Source organism: Bacteroidota bacterium (assembly GCA_018831055.1).
GTDB lineage: Bacteria > Bacteroidota > Bacteroidia > Bacteroidales > B18-G4 > M55B132.
The window spans coordinates 1-21025 of sequence record JAHJRE010000197.1; the positions used below are offsets into that span (position 1 = coordinate 1).

General features: G+C 37.8%; 12 protein-coding genes and 1 tRNA gene. 6 read left to right on the forward strand and 7 right to left on the reverse strand.

The annotated features are described in order from the left end of the window. The coding region (gene rho, locus KKA81_12945) for a transcription termination factor Rho (GenBank protein ID MBU2651836.1) at positions 1 to 705 on the forward strand (705 nt) is incomplete at its 5' end. A 52-nt stretch (positions 706 to 757) separates the two neighbouring features. Here rho and KKA81_12950 read toward each other — a convergent pair. Then, on the reverse strand, positions 758 to 2122 hold the full coding sequence (locus KKA81_12950) for a peptidoglycan synthetase (GenBank protein ID MBU2651837.1): 1365 nt from the start codon (positions 2120 to 2122) through the stop codon (positions 758 to 760). 67 nt (positions 2123 to 2189) lie between these two features. On the opposite strand from KKA81_12950, the gene KKA81_12955 reads away from it, so the two are divergent. Further along, positions 2190 to 2921 carry a phosphoadenylyl-sulfate reductase gene (locus tag KKA81_12955; protein ID MBU2651838.1) on the forward strand — a complete coding sequence of 244 codons (732 nt, stop codon included), beginning with the start codon at positions 2190 to 2192 and terminating at the stop codon, positions 2919 to 2921. A gap of 5 nt (positions 2922 to 2926) precedes the next feature. On the opposite strand, the gene KKA81_12960 is transcribed toward KKA81_12955, so the two are convergent. Together KKA81_12960 and KKA81_12965 are read right to left on the reverse strand one after the other, a co-directional pair. Next, positions 2927 to 6925, reverse strand: a complete 3999-nt coding sequence (locus KKA81_12960) for a hypothetical protein (GenBank protein ID MBU2651839.1) — start codon at positions 6923 to 6925, stop codon at positions 2927 to 2929. Between the two features lie 60 nt (positions 6926 to 6985). Next, positions 6986 to 8041 carry an endonuclease gene (locus KKA81_12965; protein MBU2651840.1) on the reverse strand — a complete coding sequence of 352 codons (1056 nt, stop codon included), beginning with the start codon at positions 8039 to 8041 and terminating at the stop codon, positions 6986 to 6988. A 243-nt stretch (positions 8042 to 8284) separates the two neighbouring features. On the opposite strand from KKA81_12965, the gene KKA81_12970 reads away from it, so the two are divergent. Both KKA81_12970 and KKA81_12975 read left to right on the forward strand, forming a co-directional pair. Beyond that, positions 8285 to 8851, forward strand: a complete 567-nt coding sequence (locus KKA81_12970; protein ID MBU2651841.1) for a sigma-70 family RNA polymerase sigma factor — start codon at positions 8285 to 8287, stop codon at positions 8849 to 8851. A gap of 5 nt (positions 8852 to 8856) precedes the next feature. After that, a complete protein-coding gene (locus KKA81_12975; protein MBU2651842.1) occupies positions 8857 to 9624 on the forward strand; it encodes a tetratricopeptide repeat protein in 768 nt (255 codons plus the stop codon). Between the two features lie 279 nt (positions 9625 to 9903). Here the strand turns inward: KKA81_12975 and KKA81_12980 are convergent, their stop codons facing one another. From KKA81_12980 to KKA81_12990, 3 genes are all read right to left on the reverse strand, one after another. Further along, positions 9904 to 12639, reverse strand: coding sequence for a CHAT domain-containing protein (locus KKA81_12980; protein MBU2651843.1), 2736 nt, complete (start codon positions 12637 to 12639; stop codon positions 9904 to 9906). A gap of 126 nt (positions 12640 to 12765) precedes the next feature. After that, positions 12766 to 12909, reverse strand: coding sequence for a hypothetical protein (locus KKA81_12985; GenBank protein MBU2651844.1), 144 nt, complete (start codon positions 12907 to 12909; stop codon positions 12766 to 12768). 181 nt (positions 12910 to 13090) lie between these two features. Next, positions 13091 to 13165, reverse strand: a tRNA-Val gene (locus tag KKA81_12990). 62 nt (positions 13166 to 13227) lie between these two features. On the opposite strand from KKA81_12990, the gene KKA81_12995 reads away from it, so the two are divergent. Together KKA81_12995 and KKA81_13000 are read left to right on the forward strand one after the other, a co-directional pair. Then, positions 13228 to 14670, forward strand: a complete 1443-nt coding sequence (locus KKA81_12995) for a DUF5106 domain-containing protein (protein ID MBU2651845.1) — start codon at positions 13228 to 13230, stop codon at positions 14668 to 14670. A gap of 108 nt (positions 14671 to 14778) precedes the next feature. Then, positions 14779 to 19587 carry a PKD domain-containing protein gene (locus tag KKA81_13000; protein MBU2651846.1) on the forward strand — a complete coding sequence of 1603 codons (4809 nt, stop codon included), beginning with the start codon at positions 14779 to 14781 and terminating at the stop codon, positions 19585 to 19587. Between the two features lie 328 nt (positions 19588 to 19915). Here the strand turns inward: KKA81_13000 and KKA81_13005 are convergent, their stop codons facing one another. Further along, on the reverse strand, positions 19916 to 20989 hold the full coding sequence (locus KKA81_13005; protein ID MBU2651847.1) for a PorP/SprF family type IX secretion system membrane protein: 1074 nt from the start codon (positions 20987 to 20989) through the stop codon (positions 19916 to 19918). Between the last annotated feature and the right edge of the window lie 36 nt (positions 20990 to 21025).

The window sequence follows — 21025 nt, forward strand, 5'->3', positions numbered from 1 at the left end:
ACTATGCTTCTAAAGGCTGTTGCCAACTCCATCGCTTTCAATCACCCGGAAGCCTATCTTATTGTGCTCCTGATCGATGAAAGGCCTGAAGAGGTAACAGATATGGAAAGATCGGTGCAGGCTGAAGTTATTTCTTCCACATTCGATGAACCTGCAGAAAGGCATGTAAAAATTGCAAATATTGTACTTGAAAAAGCAAAACGCATGACCGAATGCGGACATGATGTTGTCATTCTTCTCGACTCCATCACCCGCCTGGCCAGAGCATATAACACCGTAAGCCCGGCATCAGGCAAGGTATTATCAGGAGGCGTTGAGGCTAATGCCCTTCAAAAACCAAAAAGATTTTTTGGCGCAGCCCGAAAAATTGAAAATGGCGGCTCCCTTACGATTATTGCAACCGCACTCATCGACACCGGTTCCAAGATGGACGAAGTGATCTTCGAAGAATTTAAAGGAACTGGAAATATGGAACTTCAACTCGACCGCAAGCTATCGAACAAACGAATTTTCCCCGCCATCGACATTATTGCATCAAGTACCCGGCGTGACGACCTTCTCCTGGATAAGGAAACCCTTCAAAGAATCTGGGTACTCCGCAACCACCTTGCTGATATGAATCCACTCGAAGCTATGGAATTCCTGAAAGATAAAATGAGGTTTACCCAATCAAATGAAGAATTCCTGATTTCTATGAATGGATAAACCGTTAATCTACAATATTTTCTCCGGCCTGTTGCCCTTGGTGACAGGCCTTTTATTTTCCTTTTAACAATGAGGCTGAAAAATCACGAACCTTTATCCCATCAAAATCACCCGAACTCATCATTAATAGATTCGTCCCCGTCCATGACAATCCCTTTAGAAATTGCTGCATTACCTTTGAATCATTGAATACATGCAGATCTGAATGAGCAAAGGCCTGGCGAACATCTTCAAAATCAAGCATTTTTAGCCCTTTTAAAGCAATTGCATGAGGATTAAAATAAACGGCAGCAATATCTGCCCCATGCATGGAACTCCCGTAATTCGTTAAAAAATCTTTACTTAAACTGCTGTATGTGTGTAACTCCAGACAAGCAACCAATCTTCTCTCAGGATATTTCTGTCTGACTGCCTCAACAGTTGCCCGGACTTTTGAAGGAGCATGAGCAAAATCCCAGTAAACAGTGGACTCCTTGCTTTCATATACTTTTTCCAGCCTCCTGGATGCACCCCGGAATGTAGCTATGGCATTCAGAAAAGCTTCATCCGAAACCCCTAATTGACCGCAGATTTTCCAGGCCCCGGCAATGTTTTGAATATTATGAAGTCCAAATAAATCTAAAGGGTACCTTTTTTGATCGTATACCAGAAAATAATCCCCATTCTGAATATCAAACGGAACTTCCCGGTAAGGTACGGCAGTTACACCAACGGGTAAGAAAGGAAGCAAATCAATCGCATTTTTATCACCCTCATAATATATATATATACCTCCTTTCTCTATACTACGTACAAATATCATAAACTGTTCGAGGTAATTCTCAAAGGTTGGAAATACATTGTAATGATCCCAGGCAATCCCGGTTACCAGAGCAATGTCAGGATGATAGAGATGGAACTTTGGCCGGGGATCCAGGGGGGATGTCAGATATTCATCCCCTTCGAATACCGCTATGTTAGCTTTTTCATTCATGCCTACCATAACGTCAAATCCTTCCAGTTTTGCTCCTACCAGATAATCAAATAATATCCCCTCCTGCTTTAACACATGCATAACCATGGATGTGATGGTTGTCTTACCATGACTACCCGATATAACCACTCTGGTCTTATTCCTGGTTTGTTCATAAAGAAATTCAGGAAAAGAATATACAGGAATTCCAAGCCTCCTTGCCTCGATGAGCTCAGGATTGTCAGCCTTGGCGTGCATACCTAATATTATTGCATCGAGATCCCCTTTAATCCTTTCTTTATTCCAACCGGCAGCATCTGGTAACAATCCTGATTCCTTTAACCTACCCAGCGAAGGCTCAAATATTTCATCATCAGAACCGCTTACCTGGTTCCCCTTGTTTTTCAGTGCTATTGCCAGATTATGCATAACACTGCCCCCTATTGCGATAAAATGATACTTCATTATTGCCGAATTATCAGGTTTAATTAAAATGATGTATTTTAGCATCCAAATTTATGATTATTAAGTAATGGGAACCCAGGAAAGATTGGAACTAATAAACGATTATAACAATCTGCTTCAGAATTTTTCAGCCCATGAGGTTCTGCTCTTCTTCAATGATAAATATCATGGTAAAACAGCCTTTTCAACAAGTATGGGAGCCGAAGACCAGGTAATCACACAAATGATCTCTCATTATAAACTTGATATCAGAATTTTTACCCTCGATACAGGTCGATTGTTCCCTGAAACTTATGAACTTATAGAAAAAACCAGAAACCGATACCATATTCTCATAGAAATATATTACCCCGATACACAAAAAACCGAGAAAATGGTCAATGAACATGGCATTAACCTGTTCTACCGTAGTATAGAAAACCGGAAACTTTGTTGTAATATCAGAAAGATCGAACCCCTGAGACGGGCTCTTCAAAATACCGACATCTGGATTACAGGATTAAGAAGTGATCAGTCTGTCACAAGAAAAGACAATCACCTTGTAGAGTGGGATGAAAACAACAAAATAATAAAAGTTAATCCCCTTATAAACTGGTCGGAAAACGATGTATGGGATTATATAAAAAACAATAGTATACCATATAACAAACTGCATGACCAAGGATTTCCTTCCATAGGTTGCCAGCCCTGTACTCGAGCCATCAAATCTGGAGAAGACCTTAGAGCGGGAAGGTGGTGGTGGGAAAACCCGGATATGAAGGAATGTGGTTTACATAACAACAAAAACAATAATACCTGAAAGGATTAAGGTTCTATTTTTCCGGATATACCTGTGCGCTTTTTATCCTGCATTTTTTTTATAGATTTTTGATATTCCCTTAAATCTTTATTTGAAAAACCCAAGGTTGATTCAATACCACAAAGGGTTGATTTCCATACAAAGTTAAAATATGACTTCCGGTAATCCCTTTTGGCATAAATAGTTCCTGTCTTTAAATTCCGTAAAAGACGGGGATTATTTGATTTCAGAACAAGTTCGTTGGCCAAAAAAGCAAGCAACTCTGAGCTCACACCTCGCTTTTTCCCTTTTTCCCTGTTGTACAATGAAATCCTTAACTTTTCATACGGAAACAACAACTCTCCGGTTGAATAATCATTATTCCCGTTCAGTTTAAGTGTTCTAGCACTACCCCAACCCTTTTTAATTTCTACCCCGAACAAATTCCTGGTCATTTCTGAAAAAGAAGTCAGATCCATATTTCCCAGTGAGGCTGATAATTGGAAAGTGTCGTTTTCAGCATGCAGCGGGAATAATATCTCTGCATTCAGAATGCCCTCCCCCATCAATCTGCCTGTGATCAATGCTTTCATCATAGAATCATTCGCTTCGATCATGCCTCTGTTTACCACATTTTCAATTGTTCCGTTTATCCGGGAAAAGTATACCTCCCCGGGATATTTAGATCCTTCCACGTGCTCGTAATACCTTATTTTCCCGTCAATTAATCGAACCGAGTCGATTCTAAGGGGAATAGTAATACTGTTGAGCATACTTACCGGAAGTTTCCTCCTTTGGGTTTCGGGAAATGGAATACTTTTATCGCGAAATCCTTCGATTGCCGGATCCTTGATAAGAATTTTATTTATATAAACCTCTCCTGAGAATATAGAAAAATAGTCAACCCCAAGCAATTCAATCCTTGAAACAGAAATATTCATCCGGTCGGTCTGGTATCCCAAAACTTTAGCAAATGAGTATTTTGAATAATTCGGATGTAAATAAAATGAATCTATTGTCAGGGTATCTTGAAAAGACTTTAACTCACATTTCTCGAAACCAATATTATACATCCCCCCTTGTGTGGCCAAAGAGAATGCAGGAATCCTGAAACTACCATCTGTAATGCTCATTTTGTGTCCAAAATAACCTTCAGACCCAGGATTGTACTGAAATCCCCTAAATCCTAACGCAAACTCCTTTACATCCATCCGCTGAATCATTCCTGTATCTGTAAACTGGTTAAAAACTATACTCCCTCCGGATATCTGAAAGTTATCAATCTGAATTCCCCTGAAGCTTTCTCCTTCACTGAATTTCTTGCTTTCATGCGAAGAAGAATCAGGGAAATAACTAATCCTTAGGTTGGGATTTTTTACAAAGATATCCCTGACAGATATGTCTGAGGAATTTATAATCTGTAAAGGATTAACCCCCTTAAGTAAAACTTCATCCACAATGACTTCATCAACTACGATAGGAAAATCTTTACTTTCCCGATTAAAGTATGAGATATCAGTGAAATTTAAAGATTCCTCCCCGGAATTATAATCTGTCTCACCAATTGCCCATCTGCTTGTGTGATGACCTCCCCTAAAATTTCCGATTGAAAACAAGTATTCACCGGTAAACTCCGGAAACTTGCCTCTTACAAATGGCTTTATTATTTTTATATCATTTCCACGAAAATTTATCTGCCCCTCCGCAAGAGCCTGATTCTCAACCTGGCTAGTTGAGTTATAATACCGGAATTTACCATCAATTATATATAGTGTATCAAGGGAGAAAACATTCAGAGGCAAATTGACATTTCCGTGTTTTTTAATTGACGAAGATTTCCACAAAGTGACATCCGGGCCATACACACATAACTCCCTTATTATCAATGACGAATCGAATTCAAAAAACTGCCATTGGCCTAGAAAGAGCCGTTGAGAAGTGAAAGAAATTGTAGTATCCGAAACATTAAACATATCCCCTCCCCGGATAAAGAAGATTTTTGAAGCATTTATCGAATCTTTCCCATAAATATTCAGGGTTTTAACCGAGATTTCTTCTTGTCCGGATTCGCTGATATAGTTAATATCTTTAAAAGTTATGGATGAGGGTTCCAGAATATCAATTACACCATTGACACCGTGTTCTGCCAATTTCATATGCCCATTTCTGCTATTTCGATCTACCAGAAAGAAATACCTCCAAGGCAGATCATAAACTCGCACTTCCCCTGCTTCTATCATTTTATCATTATCAGAATCCGAAAAGGTTATGACCGGATGTTGAACGGTAACCCTTCCTCCTTCAGAATTAAATTCCACGGAACGAATATTTGCATTAACATCGTTGCCATTTTTAAAAATTATTCCATTGAGCTTAAGGTTTATCCTTTCGGCAGGAAAATCAGATCCTTCAGCATCCCGCCCGAATCCTTCTGTATTCAAATGACCCATCAATAACGAATATCCGAATTTTGCCTTATAAGAACCTTGTTGTCCATTTTTCTTTGACAACGAAACCCCGAATTCTCCATCCGATATCTCCACATGTTTGATCTCAACAGATTTTGGAATACCTATTTTAGCAGGATTACTCCCCGACAATTCAGCCTCATTTTGACTCGCAAGTTTACCGTTAAGTTTAAATAACATTTTTTCAATAAGCAGGGTATCCAAAAGAACAGGATTACTTTGTAAAGCTTTCACAGACAAACCTCTGAGCCTTAGGTAGGGTATTTCAACGTTTATGGCATCTTTTCCTGAAATAAATCCGGATTCTAAACCTGAAGATAATTTACCATCAGACATGACCAGCAATTGCTTTGATCCATAATAGCCAATATACCCGGCATTAAATCGATTATATTCCGGAAAGCATATTTCAACAGACTCTGCCATCACGCACATTCCGGAATCAGAGGCCCATCTTTTATGGTGAAAAACTGAACTCAAATCAATGGAGCCCGATTTTAAATCCAGTTGATTTACCTGGACTATGGCACCTTCATTCGTTGTCAAATGCAAATATAAATCCCTGATCAATAATGAGTCAGTACTGACAGGAAAATCATTTGATGAGTGAATTATCGCTTTTTTGTCTTTATGATCGGTATCCGTTTTATCAGGAAAAGGAATGCTATAGCATAAAAATGCATTATTTACAGAAATTTTATTTAGATGTATTCCAGATAATATAGTTTTGAAACTCATATTTTCCAGTAATATCTCTGGAATATGCAGTGATTTCTCACATTCCCCCGAATTTTGTAAAGCCTGGATTTCCAGAATTCTGAGATCAGATGATTCTGAATTGTAACTAAGGGATTTAACTTTAAAATCATTCCAAACGCCCAATGAATGTAACTCAATGTCATTAAAGCAAAACTCAATATTTTGAAATTCCAGTGGGGAAATATCATCATTTAGTAAGTATTCATGAAAAACAATTTCTTCTCCTGTCAAACTAAAATCGTGAATGCATAAAGTATCTCCCGGGTTGCTGTAGATCTTAGCTTGTCCATGATTAATTTCCAACTCCTTAAAAATCACATCAGGAAACAAACGCCCCCGTCCTGAATATCCACGGTCAACATGTATGGTATCGGATGCTTTGTTTTTAGGTACGATAATATCAACAATAGGATTGTCGATGATAAACTTCCTGAAAATAAGCTTGTGAAGAAAAAGAAAATGAAAAGGACGAAAACCTGACAATTGCACATTCCCTGCACCAATCCTTAACAACCCGGCATTTCTCTCATTTTCCTGTGGTGACGATACTGTTCGGATTAAATAAGCATTATCGATATCAAAGGTCTGTGAATACAAATTAAAATCAATATCACTGATTTCCAGAAAATATTTGCCGGAAGATTCTACAAAGACAAATTCACTGACAATGCGATGCAGTACAACTTCACGAATAAAAACATTAAAAAGGATCAAAAACAACCAGGATGATAACAAACCTGCACATAATATCACGAAACCAAATGCTTTGAAACTGCTTTTTCTTTTTTTTATTACCATCGTTTCTCTGGTATCTCAGGTTTCCCTTACATTCAGGACTGCATTGTTATGAGATATTTATCATCTGTCCACCAAAACCACATCTATGCATATCGGAAGGTGGTCACTAAATCCTCCCAAATACCTGCTTCCGCTAAAAGTCCGAAAAGGCTTTAATCCAGTATAATTTTCATCTTGGCATAACAAAAAATCCGGATGAAAAACCCTGGCATTTACATATGCAATATAACAACTTTTTCCTGGATTGGGCAATAAATTATCACTTATCAAAATTTGGTCAAAAGTAAACCACACAGCATTGAACTTCAGAGTTCCTGAGTAATCAATACTCTCCGACAGATTCACAATGAAGGTTTTTCTTCCATATAGGGTAGTGAATTTTTTCTCTGTAAGCATTAGAATACTTCTGTCGGAAGGATTGTCATTGAAATCACCCATGATAATAATATGGGGATTTGCTTTTAGTGAGTTCAAAGAATCCAGAATATTAATCAATGTATTTGAAGCATCAATCCTCCCATCTTCTGATTCAAGTTGACCTCCAAAACGTGAAGGCCAATGATTTACCAAAATGTAGATTGTATCATTATTATTGGTCTTCAGGCATGCACACAGGATTTTCCGGGTAGGTCGCTTATCGGATCTGAATCTTACTTTTGAATAACCATAGTTAATTACTGACAAGAAATTCCTGTTATAAACGGCAGCAACATCTATTCCTCTTTCATCTGGAGAATCCTCATGGATAATATCCATATCCCAATTCAATAAAGGTGTGGAATAAATCAAATCCGTCAATACTTTTTTATTTTCAATTTCGGCCAGGCCGAGAAAATCAGGAGGCCCCTTTATTCCCATTGCTATTATGGTTTTCGACAATAGTAAACACTTTCGTTGATAGCGTTCATTCGACCAGCCTTTAATGTTGGATGGAGTAAATTGGTCATCATTCGTTTTAGGGTCGTCGTAAGGATCAAAAAGGTTTTCAACATTGTAGAATCCAATACGCAGGGTTTTACCAGGATTATTTTTATTTTTTTTTGAAAAAAATGCTCCCGCTAAGGTTACCATTATAACCAAAAAGGAACTAATCATAAAGATGCTTAATTTTTTCATAGGGACTTTTTCTTATTAGTTCCCTATTTGATGCTATATACCCCAGTAAGAGGACTCAAATTCAAGATTATTTCCCCAAAAATCCCGTTTTAAAACAAAACTTATTTTTTTTATTGCCGTTTAAGTAAACAGGTTTACCCTGAATCATGCGAATTATGAAAAAAAAATGAAAAAAAATGAAAAAAAAATTCAAGACGAAGGGTTACCTTTTGAAAATTTTGGAACTAATAAAAGGATAAGGAGATGCATTACATTGAGGAATCGTTGCTTGAAGGCATACGATTAAACGATACGGATACATTAGAGTACATCTACAAGAAGTTTTATCCGGCAATCAAAAACTTTATTATCCTAAACAGTGGAGCAGAGGATGACGCAAAAGACATCTTTCAGGAGTCTATTATTGTCATCTATAGGAGACTTAAAAACGAAAAGAATTTTGCTATTTCTTGTTCCTTTAAAACATACATTTTTTCCATCAGCAAAAATTTATGGCTTAAAGAACTGGAAAGGCGAAAGATAGAACAGGACAAGATAAGATATACCGAAGATTTTGAATCTGTCGACATTGAAACAGGGGAGAGCGTTTCAAGTCCGATTGAGGATAGATTTAAAATGTATCAGAATCATTATCTAAGTCTGAGTAAAGATTGTCAGCAAGTCCTGCGCTTATTTATGGAAAAGGTATCCCTGAAGGAGATAGCAAAAATCATGGGATACACAAGTGAGAAATATGCAAAAAAAAGAAAGTATCAATGCAAGGAGATTTTAGTCAAACGCATTAAAAATGATCCCTACTATAAAACTTAGAGCAAATGAAAAACATTGAAAACAGTCTTGTCGCCCTCATCGACCGCAAGATAAACAATGAGTTAACTGAAGACGAGCTCAGGAATTTCGATGAATTACTGGGCAACGATCCCGCACTTGACCAGGAGGTCAGACTTTACCAGGAAATAGACGAAGCGTTGAATGAAACTGATGTTATCGACTTAAGAAGTAATCTCGATAACATTTATCAGTTCACCCAACGTCCTGAGTCGACTACCATTGTCAGATCACTGTTCAGGAGCAAGTTACACAGAATTGCGGCAGCTGCCTTCTTTCTTGTCCTTCTGTTTGGCAGCATTTCACTTTATTTCATGAATGCCGATAAGCCGGTAACGAATGAAAACCTTTTCAGGATTTATTATCAACCGGACGCTGCTTTGCTCATCCGTGGTCAGTCTGAAGACAAAATGCTGATCGAAGGGTTCCAGAAATATGAGACCCGGGATTACACTGCAGCTCTTGAATTGTTTAATAAAATCCTTGATCAGGATCCTAACAACATTCCAGTTCAGTTTTATGCAGGAATATCCAGTATTGAAACAGGAAAATACAGGAATGCTCTGAAGCCTTTCAACAACATTGTTAATCAGAATCAAAACCTCTACCAGGATAAAGCCAAATGGTATGCAGGCCTTTGCTATCTGAAGCTCAATGAAAACGACAAGGCTTATGATATCTTTAAGGAAATAAGCAACAGCAACAGTGCTTATAAGTACAAAGCCAAGAATATCATAAAGAGTATTAACAGGTAAACCCCGGTAAGGATCATTTTCCCTGTATTTTTTTAATCACGACTCGGATATTGAATTTTGAAGTTACTTACTAAAGTTCTTTGTTTTTTGATATTGATTTATTGCAAACCATATAGTCAACCTCCCAAAAGTTGACTCCCTATGACCAGTTCATTAACAAAGTTGTTTAATTTTTTTTTCGGAAGGTTTTCAACCTCACAATAGACTTATGACTTAATCAGAAGCGGAAACTGTACTCACAGTTTCCGCCTTCTTTATCCCAAAAGAAAGCAACAAGACTTAATAAGATTTAATTTTTCGTTGGCGCAGAATCCAAAAGACTGATACCAGAATGATAACCAACCCCAGGGCCCCTGCCAGATAAGGCAGGGCCTTTTGTTTTTGATAAAGGGATCCATTATAACCTATATTGACATAACCGCTCCAGAGATAGGGATGTGCTGTAAGCATATCGGCAGTTGCAAGATATTCAAGTTTGGCCTTTTGCAGAGCAATATCAATCTCGTAGCCATCCGATAAATGCTGATAAAATAGTTTCATTAATTCCGATCCTGATTGATCCTCAACTGCCCAAAGTGTCATTACGATGCCTGGAACCCCCGCATAAAAGAATCCTCTGGCCAAACTCATTATACCTTCACCTTTCTGAAGCTTTCCAGATCCTGTATTACATGCACTTAATACTGCCAACCTGGCTTTAAGATCCGCATTATAGATTTCATAAGTATTCAATAAACCATCTTTGTTTTCAGCAGTATCATTGTTTAATGTAAAAACAAGCTGCGAGTACATTGGATTATCATCGTTGATCAGAGTATGCATCGCAAAATGTAAGACATCATATTGTGAAGCTTCTTTCCAAAATGCTTCTTCGGTTGCTTCATAATCCTGATATACTTTACCTTTTATTATACTGCTGATGCCAGAGGTCTCTTCTTTAACAAAGCGCAGGGGGACTAAATCGTATTTATAATTACGACTGGCAATAAACTTACCGGTATCAATTACCGATACATTTTCATAGGTAGGAGCAAACGCCAGCAAATTCAATCTTTTTCCTTTTTCAATCTTTTTTTGCTGTATTAACATATTTGCCGAATATGAATAACTGACCGGGTGACTTCTTAATAAATACGGTAAATTTTTAAAATCAAATTCACCAGGAGCAGGCTCGGCGGTTAAAAGTACTTCAAAAGGAAGATATCCCAATTGATTATCCGGTATGATAATCAATCTTTTATTCTTTATTACAGGCTCGACATCTGAAAACAATAGTACATATAAATTGTGCAAATTACCGTTTAAGTCATTATATTCTTCAATTCCAATATTTCCGAACCTGTTGTCTTTCAGTTTTGAAATTACGTTATCAAGTGACTTATAAAAGAGTGAATCAATGTTCTTAGGGAAAATATCAAAATCGTTGCGGGTTATAACAAACATATAAAGCAACGTATCTGTCATAGTAAATTCAATTATAGCTTCGTTCCGGGCAATCTGGCTTTGAATCTCTTCTACAGATGCTATTTTATTATCATATTTAAGTTCATAGTAATCGGGATACTCATCCTGAAGGAAAGTCATCAGACTATCGTATTGTCTACTTAACTCCAGGGCCTTACTCTGCCAACGTATTATCTTGCCAGTATCAGGTTCTCGTTTTTGTCTTTCCTCATACAACTTTTTATCATAAAAGTCTGCTTCTATAAGTATGTTCTTTTCAAAACGCTGCAATTTCTCCGGAATACCATATACTTGCTTGTTTTGTAAATCAAGTACAGCAGAAGACAAAACGGCAGCCTTGCCTTTTTCAGCCATTACAAATGCTGTCATTTTGTATTCGTTTTCCCCAGTATGCGTGTATAACTCATTACTTACAATGAGGGCAGCATTATAGCTATCCCGGGCATTTTGAGTAATAAATAATTTACTCTCTTCATCAAGATATCCTCCACGCATCTTTTCTATCATGTATGCCAGGATATCATACACTTCCATACTCTCGATGAGCCATCGCCGATCTTTATTCCCACCCTGGAAATAAATCCTGGATAATGCTTCAGCCTTAAAACTCAATGCACTCAGAAGCATTGTCTGCATTAACAGGTTATCCTTTTCGGGATTTTCAAAAATGCTTGTATCCTTGAAATTTTCCACCAGAGAGATAATTGAAAGCTGAAACATTTCAAGTGCTTTTCGATATTGGCCCTTGTCGAGATAATAACTTCCCTTTGGTTGGTAAACCCCTGAATGAAATGTGCTAAGAGGACCCAATACTTCATCATAAAGCTGTATAGCCTTCTCAAAGTACTCCAGGCCGCTCTCATCTTTCCCCTGAAGAATTTTTAGTTGCGCAAGATTCAGATATGATTCACCCAATTTATAATTGCGCTCGCCAAAATACTTGATCTTATTGTCAATAGACTTCGTTGTATACTCCTCCGCCAGACTATATTCATTCAATCCGGCATAAGCCATAGCGCAATTTGCAAATGCAACGGAAAGATCTTCCGGCTCATAATCCTCTTTAATCTCAATGCTTTTGAGGAACATCTCCAAAGCTCTACCGAATTCACTCTGGATCAAATATATAATGCCAATATTATTGTAAACCTGAGCGGCACTCTTCATGCCTGAAGGGCTGGATAAAAAAATATTTAATGCATTATTATAATAGCGTAACGCCTGGAAATAATCTCCCTTGTCTTTAAAAACAATCCCTTTATTATTATAAACACTTGCTATATATAATTCTTCAGAATTCGAAGAAGAAAGGTACAATTTCTCAGCCTGATTAAAATAATCAAGCGATTCATCATACTTTCCCTGCAACCGGAAAAAAATTCCCAGATTGTTATATGCAGGTGCAAATGATGAATCGCTTGTAACGGCCTTTAGGAAATACATCCTGGCATCGTCAAAGTTCCCTTTTGCTGCAGCACTTCTACCAAGGCGGTTATACTCTTCCGCTGTTTTTTCCTCAGGGTTAGTAGCCTGCATACCTTTTGCCATCATAAAAAATGACAAAAAAATAGCAGTTAGGCATAAATTTGCGCACAAACGAACCTTCATATTACAAAACTATGAAATTTAGCTGTTGGCGCAGCCTAAAACAAAATAAAAAAATTGTCGGAGGATATCTTACAACCAGATATCGTCATCCTCCTCTTGCATGAGCTTGGTGGGATCGCTGTCGTTGATTCCCCCCCTGACCATGTTAAGTTCAGTGTTGTTGAGTACTGCAAAAGAATACTCCTGACCTTCAAAAAATTTTGAAGTTTTCATTTACTCACAATTTAAAAGTTCGACTTAGACTTAACTTATTCCCAAAAGATGTAGACTTATTGCAGTTATTTATACGGTAGGAATGCAAAAGGTAACCCTTAAATCAAAACTTTTTTTTGATTTTTTTTAAAGGAAAGAAGGAAGTAGTTGTAAATCAACTATATAAGGTTAGATTTTTTTGTGGGATGCACTGGGATCGAACCAGTGACCTCATGCCTGTCAAGCATGCGCTCTAAACCAACTGAGCTAGCACCCCGAAAACGGAATGCAAATGTAAGAAATTTTCTACTTTTACATCCCTAATTTACTGAGAAACTAATGAAAAAACTTTGCATTTATTTTCTGATTCTAACCTTGCAGGTAGTTACACATAAATCAATAATAGCCCAGGAAGGCTATAATATTTCATTTGAAATCAACGGACTCAACGACTCTATTCTTTTCCTGGGAAGCTATTACGCGGATAAGCTCACAGTTGAAGATACCGCTTTCTTAGATAACAGGAATCAATATGTATTCGAAAAAGATTCTTTGTTAGATGAAGGGGTATATTTTATTGCAAATCAGAATAAAGTCAAGATAATAGAGTTCTGTTTGAATGAAGATCAGTATTTTCAAATTTTAACGGATACCTCTGATTATATTGGTCTTGCAAAAATCAAGGACTCCAAGGCCAATCAGTTGTTTTTTGATTATCAATCCATTTCCTCATCCCTCTTCCGGCAAATGAAAGAAAAAGAAGAACTATTAAAAACTACGAATAGCATTGAAATTAAAGCAAAACTTGAAGAAGACATAAATCAAATAAACAAAAAAAATACGGATTACAAGGAACAATTCATCCAAGATCACCCGGAACATATACTTTCAACTATCTTCCTTTTACTAAAAGAGCCAGAAATTCCCGATTCTATAAAACAAAGCAAAGAAGACTCCAGGGTAAAAGCATATAATTATTATAAATCTCATTACTGGGATAACATCAATTTTGATGATCCCAGACTTATACGTACACCGGTGTTTTATAACAAACTAAACAGGTACTTTGAACAGGTCATCCCAAAACATCCTGATTCTGTAATCATCGAAATCGATAAGATTATGGGAAAATCAATCAATAATGAAAACCTTTATAAGTTTTTACTTTTTGAGTTCACATCTACCTACGAGCAATCGAATATTATGGGATATGATCAAATATTCGTTCACATGGTGGACAAGTATTTCAAGGATAAAGAATATTCCTGGGTAAGTCCAAGTATGAAAAAGAATATGGTAGAAAGGGTGGAAAGGATCAAGCCTCTTTTAATTGGAAATTTTGCACCGGAACTAATCCTTGTCGATACCAGCGGAAACTTCCGATCACTATATGAGCTAAGGCATGATTTCAACATCATCATATTCTGGACTGTAACATGTGGTGAGTGTAAAAAGGAAATTTCCGCATTAAAGGAGCTACTACAAAATGACATTTACGATATCGGCGTGTTTTCTGTCAACACTGACACTTCCTTTTATAAGTGGAAAGAGTACATTCAAAAGTATGATATTGATTGGATAAACGTTAACGGTACAAGGAGCATAACCCGTGACTATCATATCTTGTATGATGTTTATAAGACTCCAACGATTTATATTACCGACTCTAACTTTAAAATTATTGCAAAGCAATTGGATGGGAGACAAATCGGAGATTTTCTTACCAGATATAGAAAATCAGATCAGCATAAAAATTCTTTACCGGACCCTTCCAATAAGTAAGAAAACTTTTTTAGTTTATTGTCGTAATAATTATGAGGGTTTGCTGAATAATTTTATATTTTTGGGTTTTCTCATAAATTGGGCCTGTAATTAACTAATTGGAAAAACATGTTCACTGGCATTCAACTTGCAAAAAGATCCGGAACCAAAGCTTTGTTACCGCTTATAACTCTTTTGGCTTTTTGGAATAATGGTCCGGCATATTCACAATGCAGTGCTAATGCAAACTTTACGTTTACATTTCAGCAATGTGCAACTGTTCAATTCGTCGATCAGTCAAGCGCTGCTCCAAATTATACCATTGTACAATGGAGTTGGGATTTTGGGGATGGAAATACTTCCACGATTCAAAATCCTGTTCATACCTTCAATCCCGGAGCAACTTATATTGTATCTTTGACTGTAACAGCAGATTCCAGTGGAGTTACCTGTACTGATCAAACAAGCAGAACTGTTACTGCACCAGACGAACCCAATGTTTATTTTACATGGAATCCCGAACCATCCTGTCTTGGTGAACCCACTTTTTTTTACGGAACAGCTGGGAATCCTATTGTGAGCTGGTACTGGGACTTTGATGATGGGCAGTTTTCTACTCTGCAAAACCCTGTCCATCTGTATCCACTAACGGGTACTTTTGACGTCAGCCTCAGTGTTGTGGATAATAAAGGCTGCACTGATACAATTATTCAGCAGGTTACGGTCGCAGATATTCCGGATGTCACTATAACGGCGACGCCCAATCCTACTTGTTTGAACGAAATGACCAATTTCACTGGCAGTAGTTCCGCTTCTGTTACTTCATGGCAATGGAATTTCGGTGATGGAGGTTCTGCATCAGGACAAACCGTTAATCATACTTACCTGCAAACAGGCACTTTTAATGTCACACTTTCAGTAGTGGACATCAACGGATGCACTAATGTTGAAACTACTCAGGTTACGGTCAATCCCTTGCCTTCACCTAATTTTATACATACAGGACCAGCCTGTCTTAATGATTCTGTTGTTTTTACAGATCTTTCGACTTCACCCAATGGTTATATTGTCAGGTGGCACTGGGACTTTGGTGATGGGAATTCGACCACCATCAATTTTCCACAAAGCCCAAATGTCTCCCATTTATATGCAAACCAGGGAACATTTCAAGTAACCCTCACCGTCACAGACTCCGACAGTTGCCAGAATTCCACCTCACGACAAGTTATCGTTGTTGCCAACCCTATAGCCAATTTTAATAATAGTATAGGTTGTGATGGAACTCCGGTTAACTTTTATGATTTAAGTTCACCCAATGGGGGAACAAACATTATTAGCTGGTATTGGGAGTTTGACGATCCCGCATCAGGTATTTTCAATACATCTCAGCTACAAAATCCAACTCATATTTTCACCACCTCTGGTATTTTTGATGTTATCCTAATAGTTGAGAATTCAAATGGCTGCTCTGATACTATCGTGAAACCCGTTAACATAAATGAATTACCAGATGTATCCATAGGAACAGATTCCGATACATCCTGTGTAAACCAACCAATGCAGTTTTATGGTAATGGAACGAATATAATTTCCTGGTACTGGGAGTTCGGGGACGGAGGAACATCCGTACAGCAAAACCCAGTACATGTATACTTTACTCCAGGAACTTTTGTGGTTACATTAACTGCAACGGATAACAAGGGTTGCAGTAAAGATACCACAAGAATCATTTTCGTGAACGAGCAACCCAATGCATCCTTTACTTATTCTTCACCTACATGTACCGGGTTCGGGATTGATTTTTATAATTTATCTACCACTCCAACAGGATATATAAATACCTGGCACTGGTATTTTGGAGATGGTACGGACACGTTAATACTTTTCCCTGACAATCCAGATGTCTCTCACATTTATGACATTGCAGGCTCTTATGTTGTTTCTCTTGCAGTTACAAACTCTACCGGTTGTATTGATTCGACTGTTAGTGAAGTTATTGTCGGACAAGGACCTGAAGCAAACTTCACTCATACGGGTTCACCATGTGAAGATAACCTTGTTCAATTCATTGATCAATCAAATGGTTTCGGATACAATATTCAAGCCTGGTACTGGAATTTTGGAGACCCAACATCGGGTGCCAACAATACATCTACTCTTCAAAATCCTTACCATATATATAATTATCCAGGAACCTACACAGTATCTTTACAGGTAACCAGTTCCAATGGATGTATTGATACAATATCTCAATCCATTGTAATTCACCCTTCTCCGAATGTTGCGTTCTTGTCTTCCCCAACAATCAAGTGTTACGGTGATACCGTTTTCTTTAACGTTGATCCCGATTCAACAGATATAGGAGCAGTGGCAGAATATTTCTGGGATTTTGGAGACCCTGCATCAGGAACTGCAGATACGTCGTCTTTGCCAAATCCCTGGCATATCTTTACCGCATCCGGAACTTTCTATGTCACTATAACCATAATTGACACTATCGGTTGCGATCAGACATACGGACTCAATGTTTTGATAAATGATATACCTGATGCAAATTATATTTTCCAGCAAAACTGCGCAGAAGATTCAACTCTGTTTATCGACCGGTCTATTGCCGGATCTGCACCGATTACGCAATGGTTCTGGAACTTTGGTGATCCAGGAACCGCTCCGAACGACACATCCAATTTACAAAACCCCTATCATACTTTCAGTGGACCAGGAAGTTACTTCGTTTATTTCAATGTAACAGATAATAACGGATGTAATGATGAGGTCAGTAAATGGGTTACAATTTTTGATAATCCAAAGTCTGTTTTTTCTTATGACCAATCATGTAATCCTCCGGGAACGATTTATTTCTCAGATGAATCTGTTAGCGGGGGGTCTGGAAGTCCTATACAAAGCTGGTTATGGGAACTTGATAATGGATATTTTTCAACTGAGGTAAATCCTGTTTACACCTATTCGCTAACCGATACCTGTTATTTGGTTTCTCTTACCATCACTGATGAAAATTTATGTACGAATACAATTACTGATACGGTATGCGTTTTTGAAAACCTACAGGTTGATTTTTCATTCAACGATGTTTGTTTCAGGCAGAGAACTGTATTTACACCTTCATTTACCCCTGATAATGATTCTGTTGTAGCCTGGACATGGAATTTTGGTGATGGAACTCCGGTAATAAACACTCCTTTTGATACCATGAGCCATATGTTCACTGCACCTGGAAAATACCTTGTTGTTCTTAATGCAAAAGACATTCATAATTGTGTTTCAAGCGTTACACATCAGGTCACCGTTGATTCACTTCCAATTCCAAGGTTTATTGCAGACACTGCCTCATGTAATTCGGCAACAAGATTTTTTGATCAATCCATTGGTGGAGGTGTTTTTGTTACCTCATGGTCATGGGATTTTGGAGATCCTTCTTCCGGTGCAAGTAATTACGCCTTTATTCCTAATCCGACTCACTTATATGCTCCAATTGACAGTATTTACTATGTTAAACTTATAGTAACAAATGCACTTGGTTGCACAGATTCTATTATTCAGCCTGTCATTAAAGCACCTTGTTTAACAGCAGGATTCTATTATACAAAGTATCCGTTATGCACTGAAGATCCGATTTGTTTCACCGACACTTCTCATTTTTATGGAAATTCAGGAGGTCTAACACAGTGGGAATGGGACTTTGGAGATGGAAATACAAGTATCTATTCTCAGTATCAGGACAGCATCTGTCATGAATACACTGATCCCGGCACTTATACTGTAAGGCTCGTCATCACAGCAATGACACAAGGAAGCAGCTTTTCAGATACTGCTTTCCGTACTGTTCAGGTCAGACAAGCTCCAACAGCCAATTTCACTTTTGTTGCTCCATGTATCAATCACACAACTGTGTTTACAAATACTACAAACACAAATGGAATCCCGGTAACAGATTGGCTCTGGGAGTTTAAAGATCCAGGCAGTTTCACGGATACATCGACAATGAAGAATGCCTCATACGAATATCCATCGATCGGAATCTATTACCCGCAGCTTACAGCAACGAACATACAAGGGTGTAAAAACACATTTATTGATACCATAGAAATTGTAAATCCCCCACGTGCAACTTTTGATTTTTCAAATGCTTGTATGGGAAATCCCGTATTCTTTACTGATGAATCAGACACTTCCGGTGGTGCGATAGCACACTGGTTCTGGAATTTTGGGAATCCCCTGAGTTATTCTGACACGTCTATCCTTCAAAACCCATCATACACTTATGATACTTCCGGAGTTTATCTGACAAGACTCATCATTACTGACATTTTGGGCTGCATGGATACAACAACCAGAAATATTGAAGTATATAATAATCCCAAAGCAGATTTTGGAATTATTACCAATTACCGTGGAGAACAAGGTCAAATTTTTTGTGTTAATTATTCAGAAGGAGCCATAACATATGAGTGGGATTTTGATAATGGGATGACATCTGATGATACAGAACCCGTTGTTGCGTATGAAGATGACGGTGTATTTAATATCATGCTGGTTGCCTTTAATGAATACGATTGCCCGGATACTACCTATCTGAAATATGAGTTTATTTTCAAAGGCTTGTATATTCCAAATGCATTTGCTCCTACTAGTGATCTACCTGAAGTCAGGAAGTTTGAACCAACGGGGCATAATCTAAAGACATACCAGATTGAGATATTCAGTATGAAAGGAAACCTAATCTGGTCATCAAGCTCCATTACCACCAGTGGTGCGCCCAAGGAATCCTGGAATGGAACTTTTCTCGACGAACCTGCTCCCCCAGGAACTTATATCTGGAAAGCCAGGGCTACTTTTAAGGACAACACAACCTGGCAAGGTATGGATGACGGTACGGGAAATTTCCGCAGATCTGGCACAGTCTTCCTTATTCGATAATAATCAGGAATCCAGACGATTAAGATTTTAGACAATGGCAGGTTTTCAATTGGACTCTGCGACAATCCATTTATTTTGAAGATCTGGATAATACCATAGTTTCCCAGAATTGGATACATGCTTGGGACTAATGTGCGTTATACCATATTATATAATGGTATACAAAAATCCATAATGGATAATTAAAAATGCAGGTGACACATCTTTATAAACTTACCAGGAAAGTATAAATATACAAACCTGTTTCATCTAAGTTAAAGGATCATTGAAATCCTTATTCGTCAAACTTGATGTATTTTAACAGAAGATTAATTAGGGCAATATTCCTCTAGAAAGGTGAGCATTCCATTCTTTCATACCCACGACGACTGCGAACTCCTGTGATACTGCTTCCTCCACCAATCAGAGAAATATCATCAAACTCAAAAATCACAGAAATCTCATGAGAAGGACCAGTAAAGATATGTTCGGCATTTATTACCATATCATAGCTATACATAAACTTCACCCGTGAGTCATCGCCATTTACAGGGATATTAATACCACCCATCAGGGAAAAATGAGAATATTGGTCATATTCCAAAGTCTCATTTTTATACCAAGCGCCAATGTATACTCTTGAGAAATATATATTCATTCCTACCATATAGTCATTCATTTTCGCCTGATTTTGGAAGAAAATTCCAGGATTGATCTTGAAATCTCTGGTCTTCTGATAGAATCCACTACTTTGTGAAAAATCAAAAATCAAGTCAAAATGCGCTACATATTTTCGGGCAAGCGGGGCATTTTTCCCTATAAATGATTCATTAGGACGTGTAAGATGATGGATTGCCCCTCCCAATGTACCAATGATACTATTATCACTCCCCTGGAACTGAAAAATCGTACCGAAAGAAAAATCAGGGTAGGTAACCCGATCATCAGAAGGTGGCACGAACTTCGTGTTATAAATGTTTCCATAAACCGGATCAAGCTGATCGGAAAATAGCAGTCCGTCCCAATCCATTCGTTTTTGAACAAATGCAGCGAGAAAACCGGTTTGAATGATCATGTTTTCATTGAGAGGGATCCTGACTGATGGTAGAAACCCAAACATATTGTTGCGGATATACCCTGAGGCTTGCCTGGTAGAATTAACTATAATCCCAATACCCCCTGCACCAGGCAAATTTCTTTCTCCTATATCGGCAGAGAAATTGTAAGAATTAAATTTCGCCGGTATCTTAGTCCACTGTCTTCTGTAATTGAATCTTACCTTTAGTCCCTGTGTCAATCCAACATATGCAGGATTATAATAAGTGGGTGCATTATAAAACTGGGAATAATCAGGATCCTGAGCAAAAACGCTGCTCAACATACAGGATAACAAAGTAATGCCGAGTAAAAGTTTTGTTCTCAACTTGAATGGATTTTAGAGTTTATTGCATGGTGTTTA

Coding starts and splice junctions, on each gene's coding strand:
- KKA81_12950 (MBU2651837.1), bottom strand. CDS start 2,122: ATGAAGTATCATTTTATCGCAATAGGGGGCAGTGTTATGCATAATCTG.
- KKA81_12955 (MBU2651838.1), top strand. CDS start 2,190: ATGGGAACCCAGGAAAGATTGGAACTAATAAACGATTATAACAATCTG.
- KKA81_12960 (MBU2651839.1), bottom strand. CDS start 6,925: ATGGTAATAAAAAAAAGAAAAAGCAGTTTCAAAGCATTTGGTTTCGTG.
- KKA81_12965 (MBU2651840.1), bottom strand. CDS start 8,041: ATGAAAAAATTAAGCATCTTTATGATTAGTTCCTTTTTGGTTATAATG.
- KKA81_12970 (MBU2651841.1), top strand. CDS start 8,285: ATGCATTACATTGAGGAATCGTTGCTTGAAGGCATACGATTAAACGAT.
- KKA81_12975 (MBU2651842.1), top strand. CDS start 8,857: ATGAAAAACATTGAAAACAGTCTTGTCGCCCTCATCGACCGCAAGATA.
- KKA81_12980 (MBU2651843.1), bottom strand. CDS start 12,639: ATGATGGCAAAAGGTATGCAGGCTACTAACCCTGAGGAAAAAACAGCG.
- KKA81_12985 (MBU2651844.1), bottom strand. CDS start 12,909: ATGAAAACTTCAAAATTTTTTGAAGGTCAGGAGTATTCTTTTGCAGTA.
- KKA81_12995 (MBU2651845.1), top strand. CDS start 13,228: ATGAAAAAACTTTGCATTTATTTTCTGATTCTAACCTTGCAGGTAGTT.
- KKA81_13000 (MBU2651846.1), top strand. CDS start 14,779: ATGTTCACTGGCATTCAACTTGCAAAAAGATCCGGAACCAAAGCTTTG.